This window comes from Streptomyces sp. RP5T (assembly GCF_003933965.1).
In the GTDB taxonomy this organism is placed as follows: domain Bacteria; phylum Actinomycetota; class Actinomycetes; order Streptomycetales; family Streptomycetaceae; genus Streptomyces.
Window position 1 is genome coordinate 1 of record NZ_RSAJ01000485.1, and the last position, 6,293, is coordinate 6,293.

Annotated in this window: 5 protein-coding genes and 1 pseudogene; 4 read left to right on the top strand and 2 right to left on the bottom strand. The window is 70.9% G+C overall.

Annotated elements, in window-relative coordinates; genetic code table 11:
* The first annotated feature begins 133 nt into the window (after window positions 1-133).
* The 3 genes from EHS43_RS49035 to EHS43_RS34175 all read left to right on the top strand — a co-directional run bounded on the left by EHS43_RS49035 (window position 134) and on the right by EHS43_RS34175 (window position 3,878).
* A complete protein-coding gene (locus EHS43_RS49035) occupies window positions 134-538 on the top strand; it encodes a peptidoglycan-binding protein (protein ID WP_125194526.1) in 405 nt (134 codons plus the stop codon).
* Between the two features lie 559 nt (window positions 539-1,097).
* The gene (locus EHS43_RS34170; RefSeq protein WP_125194527.1) at window positions 1,098-3,533 is read left to right on the top strand and encodes a helicase-associated domain-containing protein; all 2,436 of its coding nucleotides are present in this window, start codon (window positions 1,098-1,100) and stop codon (window positions 3,531-3,533) included.
* Between the two features lie 105 nt (window positions 3,534-3,638).
* Entirely contained in the window at window positions 3,639-3,878 is a 240-nt protein-coding gene (locus EHS43_RS34175) for a type II toxin-antitoxin system VapB family antitoxin (RefSeq protein ID WP_125194528.1), read from the top strand.
* A gap of 211 nt (window positions 3,879-4,089) precedes the next feature.
* Here the strand turns inward: EHS43_RS34175 and EHS43_RS34180 are convergent, their stop codons facing one another.
* Window positions 4,090-4,869, bottom strand: a complete 780-nt coding sequence (locus tag EHS43_RS34180; protein WP_125194529.1) for an SDR family NAD(P)-dependent oxidoreductase — start codon at window positions 4,867-4,869, stop codon at window positions 4,090-4,092.
* A 31-nt stretch (window positions 4,870-4,900) separates the two neighbouring features.
* Here EHS43_RS34180 and EHS43_RS34185 point away from each other — a divergent pair, with 31 nt between their 5' ends.
* Window positions 4,901-5,725: a DUF72 domain-containing protein gene (locus tag EHS43_RS34185; protein ID WP_125194530.1), complete on the top strand. Its 825-nt coding sequence runs from the start codon at window positions 4,901-4,903 to the stop codon at window positions 5,723-5,725.
* Here the strand turns inward: EHS43_RS34185 and EHS43_RS34190 are convergent.
* Window positions 5,709-6,293 (bottom strand): annotated as a pseudogene (locus tag EHS43_RS34190) (transporter); the annotation flags it as partial. The gene EHS43_RS34185 and the pseudogene EHS43_RS34190 overlap by 17 nt on opposite strands.

Sequence of the window (6,293 nt, forward strand, 5' to 3'; positions counted from 1 at the left end):
CGACGCGCACATCTCAATCAGCAGCCAGGGCGCCCCGGAGAGCCGGACGGCCACTCCTTGGGAGCCACTGAAGGCAAGACCCCATAAGCCACATCCGGCCCTCCCGGGCCGCCTAACAACTTACGGAGGCCCCATGTCTAGCAAGATCACGCGTGCTGCCGCTGTGCTCACACTTCTCGTCAGCGCTTTGAGTGGCGTCAATGCCGCTGCTGCCACCAGCGCGAACTCGCTTGGATCGTGCGACCACGCCAAGAAATACCAGCATGCGATTGTGCCGGCGCTCGGGTCAGGTGTGGACTGCCTGCTCGCTGTTGGCAACACAGGAGAGGGCGTCCGAGCCCTCCAACTCACGCTGCGCAAGTGCTACGGGTCGACCATCACCGCGGATGGCATCTTCGGCCCAGCTACCAGGGACGCTCTGAAGTACGCACAGCGCCAAGCGGGGACCCAAGGCGACGGCGTGTACGGCCCAAACACACGGCGGGCCATCAAGCACCGCCCGAGCAACTGGCCCTACGGATGTCAGCGAGTTAGGTAACCCCTCCGGCCGCCAAGAGGGAGAGTACCCAGACCGGCCGCTCTACCCGCCATCCCTTGCGGCGCAAGAACTGCGCCCGTCTCAGTTTCCGTCTCATTCAGCGCCGTTCACGACCGTTCAGGCGAGATCCGGGATCGTCCCCACACCAGCGACCAACCGCCCGTAAACCCAGGTGAACGCCCCCGAGCGAGCGCCGCCACACCACCCCCACAGACGGAAAGCGTGTTGGGGCCAACCCCTCACGAGTTCGACTCTCGTATCCTCCGCAGCCGCCTGAACAGGTGAAATGAACAGCCGAGCCGCGATCGCGGCTCGGCTGTTCGGCGTGCGCTGATTGCAGTTTTGGTTGCACTTGTATGCGCCCATAAGGAACATTTCGCCAGGCTGGAAGTCGGATCTACCACTGCCGCCGCCTCGTCTCGTCGGCTGGGGTCTGGCGGGGCCCGGCATCCGTTTTCGCTCGGCATCCGCGGATCATGGAACTGCGCCATCCTTGACCTTGGTGCCGAAGTGGCTTCGGCCCGCCTGTGCCGTTCCCTGTCTGCCGAGGTGCACCCTCATGAAGTCCCGATCGACGCTTGCGACCTGGCTGAGCGAACTCGACGGTTCCCGCCTGGCACGCATACTCACCATGCGGAAGGACGCGGCCTCCGCTCCGGAACCTCGTTCGCTGGGGGAGTTGGCGGACCGTCTCCAGCGTCCGGGGTCCGTGGCACTCGTCCTGCCCCAGCTCACGCTGCCGTGCCTGCAGGCCGCCGAGGCGTTGGCGGCCCTGGGAGCACGAGCCACCCGGGACAGCCTCGCGGAACTGCTCGGCTCGACGTCCCCTGCGGCGGTGCACGCGCTGGACGCGACCCTGGAGGCGCTGTCGGACCGGGCGCTCGTGTGGCGCGACGGCAGCGAGGCACTCCACATGCCCACGCCCTTGCGGCAGGCATGGCGTACGCCCCTGGGACTTGACGCCCCACTGGAAGAGCTGCTGGTCGGCACGACCTCGGAGGAACTGCGCGGCATGCTGGTGGTCCTGGGCATCAAGCCTCCCGGCACCAAACAGCAGCGGCTCGCGGCTCTGGTGGAGCACCACAGTGACGCGGATCAGGTCGCCTCGTTGGTGGCGGGGGCACCGGCGGCCACACGGAAGTTGCTTGAGCAGAGCGCCGGCGTCGGCACCACGCCGCGTCAGTCACGGTTCGGCGCGTTCGGGGCTCCTGGCCCCGACCTCCAGCCAGGGGCCCGATGGGCACTCGACCGTGGGCTTCTGCTCCAGGACCGTCACCGGTACGGGCCCGTCCGCATGCCGGTCGAGGTGGCCCTGGCTCTGCGGGGTCCCGATTGGCACGCCCCGTTCGAACCCCTGCCACCTGTCCCACAGTTGGTACCCGTCAGCTCATCGGAGGTGGAGCGGGAGGCCGCGGTGGCCGCCACCGCGTTCGCGGCCCGAGCCGCCTCCGTCCTCTCGGCGTGCGCGAGCGCTCCACCGACCCGGCTGAAGTCGGGCGGGGTCGGCGCGCGTGAGCTGGCGCGGCTCGGCAGGGCCGCCCAGGCGGACGACACCGTCGTACGCATCGTCCTGGAGACCGCGTACGCCGCCGGGCTGCTGGCCCCCGACGGCGATCGCGTACCGCCCACCGAGGCGTACGACGCCTGGGCCGAGCAAGAGCCCGCGGAACAGTTCGCCGTACTGCTCCGGGCGTGGCAGGACCTGCCGCTCACTCCCTCCACGGCGCGCGACGAGGACGGCAAGGCGCTTCCCGCGCTCGCCGGTGCCCCTGACTGCGGCGGCTGCCTGCAGGCCCGCCGCGGGCTGCTCACCGCGGCGGCGGGGCTTCCGGCCGGACAGGGCGTGAAGGTCACTTCGGAGTTGGGGCCGCTCGTGGCCTGGCACCGTCCGCTCGCCGACGACGCCTCGCCCCAGGACACAGCACCGTTCAGCACCGTGATCCGCGAAAGCGAACTGCTGGGCGTGCTGGCACGGGGTGCGCTGTCCCCGCTCGGTGCCCACCTGGCGGCCCATGCCGACAAAGAGCTCGACAACACGGCCCGACGGTTGCTGCCCCGGGCGACCACGACGGCCCGGATCGGCGCCGACCTCACCGCCGTCGTCACCGGCACCCCGTCCGCGCGACTCTCGGCGCTGCTGGATTCGGTGGCCGACCGGGAGACCAGTGGCACCGCGTCCGTATGGCGCTTCAGCGGCAGCAGTGTCCGCCGGGCCATGGACGCCGGCCATACCCCGGACGAGATAGTGGCCAACCTGGCAGCCGGCTCCGCCACGGTCCTGCCACAGCCGCTGACCTACCTCATCGCCGACACCGCACGAGGTCACGGACGGGTGCGCATCGCCCCCGCGGCCTGTGTCATCCACGGCGACGAACCCGCGCTCCTGGCCGAGCTCGCCGCCCACCGCGCACTGTCGAAGCTCGCCCTGCGGCAGCTCGCCCCGACGGTCCTGGTCAGCGGCAGCCCACCCGCGACGACTCTGGCCGCGCTCCGCGCCGCGGGCTACGCCCCGGTCGCCGAGAGCGCCGGGGGAACGGTACGTATCGAGAAGCGCCTGCCGCAGCGGGCCGCGGCTGCCGTCCCGCCCCCGCGGAGGAACGTCGGGCGGCGCGGCCCCGGGACCACCGCTGCCCGTGCCTCGGGCCTGCCCGCCGACGCCGGGATGGGTGCCCTGGCCGACCGGCTGCTCAAGGCCCCGCCGCACTCACCGGAACCCGATCCGTTCGGCGGCGGGGAGCCGTTCGCGACGGACACAGAGGAGATCGTCGCCGGATACGCGAAGCACCTGTCGTACAGCGACGTACGCCAGCTCGCCCATGCCATCGACACCGGTGCGGCCATCACGGTGGAGTACATCGCCACCTCGGGCAACCGGACCGTACGCACCCTCAGCGACCTGGAACTCGATCCGCCGTACCTCGACGCCTGGTGTCACCTGCGTGAAGCGGAACGCGTCTTCACTCTCTCCCGCATCCACGGTGTGATGCCCGCGTAGGACTCGGCTGCCAAGGCCGGGCCCCTGGTGTGCCGCCGCGCGGGCACCACGCAGACATCTCGCGAGATTTACCTGTCACCACATTTGATATCAGGGAGGCGCCAAATGCGTCGGACGGTTATCGACATGGACCACGACCTGGTCGCGGACGTGGCGAAGGCCCTCGGGACGAGCACCAAGAAGGAGGCGGTCAACACCGCTCTTCGCGAGGTGCTGGAGAGCAGGCGTCGTGCCCTGGCTCTCGCCCGGCTGCGGGCCGCGCCTGGCAGGTCCAAGAAGCCCTCACCAAACGGGGGAAGCACGCAGCGCGGGTGCGGTGGATCTCGTCGTCGCCGCGACCGCTGAGCTGCAAGGACTCGCCCTCCTGCACCGCGACCACGACTTCGCCTGCATCGCTGCGGTGACTGGCCAGGCTCTCCAGTGGTACGGCCCGGAGAGCGGCAAATAGGCGAGCGACGGTTGCGGTTCTGGTTGTATTCACCGGAGGAGGGCCGGCGGACTCAGTAACCCGGTCTTCGCCTGGCAGCCGGCCCCGGCAGCGCCCTTTCGTCTGCGGTCAGTGCACCGACAACCCCCCGTCCACGAAGATCGACTGCCCCGTGACATAGGCCGAGGCCCCGCTCGCCAGGAAGATCGCGGCGCCTGCGAAGTCGTCGGGGAGGCCGTTGCGGCCGGTCATCGTGCGGGCGGCCAGGGAGGCGACGCGGGACGGGTCGTCGGCGAGGCGGGCGTTGAGGGGGGTCAGTACGAAGCCGGGGACGAGCGTGTTGCAGGTGACGCCGTGCGGGGACCAGGCCTCGGCCTGGGAGCGGGCCAGGGATTCCAGGCCGCCCTTGGAGACGCCGTAGGCGCCGCTCTGGACGAAGGCGCGGTGGGCCTGCTGGGACGTGATGTGGATGATCCTGCCGAAGCCCCGCTCGGCCATGCCGGGGCCGAAGCGCTGGCCCAGGAGGTAGGGGGCCTCCAGGTTGACCGCCATGGTGGTGTCCCACACCTCGTCGGTGAGCTCGGGCATGGGTGGACGCAGGTTGACGCCGGCGGAGTTGACCAGGATGTCCGGCTCGCCGAACACGGCGGCGGCCGCCTCCGCCGCCGTGCGGACGCCCTCCCGCGTGCTCAAGTCGCCGCTCACCCAGGCTGCCCTGCAGCCGTCGGACGTCAACTCCGTGACCGTGGAGGCCAGTTCCTTCTCCCGGCGGGCCACGATCACCACGCTCGCTCCCGCCCGCGCCAACGCCCCCGCGATCGCCCTGCCGATGCCCGAACTCCCGCCGGTCACCACCGCCACCCGGCCGTCCAGGGAGAAGAGTTGGGAGAGATACGCCTGGGAAGTCATGCCGGAAGCCTAGGTCGGTACCCGACACCCCATGACCCGGATTCTCGTCGGCACGTGCTCCTGGACCGATCCCGCGCTCGTCCGCAGCGGCTGGTACCCGCCGGGGCGGCGGGACGCCGAGGGGCGGTTGCGGTACTACGCCGAGCGGTTCCCGGTGGTGGAGGTGGACGGCACGTTCTACGCCCTGCCCAGCGAGCGCAACAGCCTTCTGTGGGTGGAGCGCACACCCGCGTCCTTCGTGTTCGACGTGAAGGCGTACGCGCCCCTCACCGGGCATCCGGTGAAGCAGGCCGCGCTCGCCGACGTCCCGTTGGACGAAGTGTGGGCGCGGTTCGCGGCCGGGATCGAGCCGTTGCGCGGGGCCGGGCGGCTCGGCGGGGTGCTGTTCCAGTTCCCGCCGTGGCTGCGGCCGGGGGCGCGGGCGGAACGGTTCCTGGAGGAGACCGCGGAACGGACCGCCGGCTGGCCCGTCCACGTGGAGTTCCGCCATCCGTCCTGGTGGGAGGAGGGGCAGGACGACCTCACCTGCGCGCTGCTCGCCAAGTACGACTTCGCCGCCGTGGCCGTGGACATGCGCCAGGGGCTGCCCGCCTCCCTGCCGCCGGTCACCCCCGTCACCTCTCCCCGGCTGTCCGTCGTGCGCTTCCACGGGCGCAGCTCCTCCTGGGGCCGCGGCAGCAAGGAGGAGCGTTTCCGGTACGACTACGCGCGCGACGAACTAGCCGAGTGGGTAACGCGGTTGCACACCCTGGCCGAGCGGTCCGACGAGCTCCACGTCCTGTTCAACAACTGCTGCGGAGCCGCCGCCGTGCAGGCCGCCGAGACCATGACCGACCTGCTCAGCCCACGATCCTGATCGTCTTCGTGACGCTGATCTGGTCGATGTCGGAGACCCTGACCGTCGCCTTCATCCGCCAGTCGCCGGCGAGGGGCAGGGTGAGGTCGTTCGTGCCCCAGTAGCCGCCCCTGTTCTTGAGCTGGGCGTCGATCGGGCCGATCTGCTGGGAGGGGAGGGTGAAGGACAGCCGGAGTTCGGGGACCGTGGCGAGGCCGCCGTCGGCCGAGTAGACGATGGCCTGGACCGAGTTGTCGCCGGTGCGGCCCGGGTCGAGGGTGATCTGCACCTTGCCCGTGGCGCCGCCCACCGCGAAGGGGACGTTGGTGACCGACGCTGCGGGCAGTCCGTCCGTGGCCGGTGCCGCCTCGGCGGCCTCGGCCTGCGCCCGGCCGGGAAGGGTGCCGCTCAGCACGGTGCTCAGCACCAGGACCACGACCCCGACGGCCACTTCGGCCAGGACGGACCGGCGCAGACCGTACCGGTAGGCCGGTGCGGCCGGTGCCGCCGGTGCCGCCGGTGCCGCCGGCTGAGGGGGGACGGGCGCCGGTTCCGATGCCGCCGACGGGCCGCCCGCCTTCTCCCCCAC

Excerpts from the sequence above, each read along its gene's own strand:
- EHS43_RS49035 (WP_125194526.1), top strand. The coding sequence starts at position 134 with ATGTCTAGCAAGATCACGCGTGCTGCCGCTGTGCTCACACTTCTCGTC.
- EHS43_RS34170 (WP_125194527.1), top strand. The coding sequence starts at position 1,098 with ATGAAGTCCCGATCGACGCTTGCGACCTGGCTGAGCGAACTCGACGGT.
- EHS43_RS34175 (WP_125194528.1), top strand. The coding sequence starts at position 3,639 with ATGCGTCGGACGGTTATCGACATGGACCACGACCTGGTCGCGGACGTG.
- EHS43_RS34180 (WP_125194529.1), bottom strand. The coding sequence starts at position 4,869 with ATGACTTCCCAGGCGTATCTCTCCCAACTCTTCTCCCTGGACGGCCGG.
- EHS43_RS34185 (WP_125194530.1), top strand. The coding sequence starts at position 4,901 with ATGACCCGGATTCTCGTCGGCACGTGCTCCTGGACCGATCCCGCGCTC.